The sequence below is a fragment of the Pseudomonas sp. UMAB-40 genome (genome assembly GCF_900095275.1).
Taxonomy (GTDB): domain Bacteria; phylum Pseudomonadota; class Gammaproteobacteria; order Pseudomonadales; family Pseudomonadaceae; genus Aquipseudomonas; species Aquipseudomonas mandelii_B.
The window spans coordinates 1-1,050 of the sequence record NZ_LT607612.1; the positions used below are offsets into that span (position 1 = coordinate 1).

1 protein-coding gene is annotated in these 1,050 nt (G+C 60.8%); it reads right to left on the minus strand.

Translation table 11 applies throughout. The features are described from left to right. Positions 1 to 18 precede the first annotated feature (18 nt). Positions 19 to 1,050, minus strand: a 1,032-nt coding sequence (locus K0F88_RS31985) for an aldehyde dehydrogenase family protein (protein ID WP_219097871.1), incomplete at its 5' end; no start/stop codon positions are given.

Sequence of the window (1,050 nt, forward strand, 5' to 3'; positions counted from 1 at the left end):
CTGCATCGCCCCCGGTTTTTAGAAGAAGCCCAACGGATTGATGTCGTAGCTCACCAGCAGGTTTTTGGTCTGCTGATAGTGATCGAGCATCATCTTGTGGGTTTCACGCCCGACGCCGGACTTCTTGTAACCGCCGAACGCGGCATGCGCCGGGTACAGGTGGTAGCAGTTGGTCCAGACACGACCGGCCTTGATCGCGCGGCCCATGCGGTAGGCGCGGTTGATGTCGCGGGTCCAGAGGCCGGCACCGAGGCCGAACTCGGTGTCGTTGGCGATGGCCAGGGCTTCGGCTTCGTCCTTGAACGTGGTGATGCTCACCACCGGGCCAAAGATTTCTTCCTGGAACACACGCATTTTGTTGGTGCCCTTGAGCAGGGTCGGCTGGATGTAATACCCGGTCGCCAGGTTGCCCTCGAGTTTCTCCACCTTGCCGCCAGTCAACAGCTCGGCGCCTTCGCCCTTGGCGATTTCCAGGTACGAGAGGATTTTGTCGAATTGCTGCTCGGACGCCTGGGCGCCGACCATGGTGTCGGTGTCCAGCGGGTCGCCACGTTTGATCGACAGCACTTTTTTCATCACGACTTTCATGAAGTCGTCGTAGATCGACTCTTGCACCAGCGCGCGGGACGGGCAGGTGCAGACTTCGCCCTGGTTGAAGAACGCCAGCACCAGGCCTTCAGCGGCTTTTTCGATGAAGGAAGGTTCGGCCTTCATGATGTCTTCGAAGAAGATGTTTGGCGACTTGCCACCCAGCTCCACGGTGGACGGGATGATGTTTTCGGCGGCGCATTTCATGATGTGCGAGCCGACCGGGGTCGAGCCGGTGAAGGCGATCTTGGCGATGCGTTTGCTGGTGGCCAGGGCCTCACCGGCCTCTTTGCCATAGCCTTGCACCACGTTCAGCACGCCGGGCGGCAGCAGGTCGCCGATCAGCTCCATCAGCACGGTAATGCCCAGCGGCGTTTGTTCGGCAGGCTTGAGCACCACGCAGTTACCGGCGGCCAGGGCCGGGGCGAGTTTCCACGCGGCCATCAGGATCGGGAAGTTCCA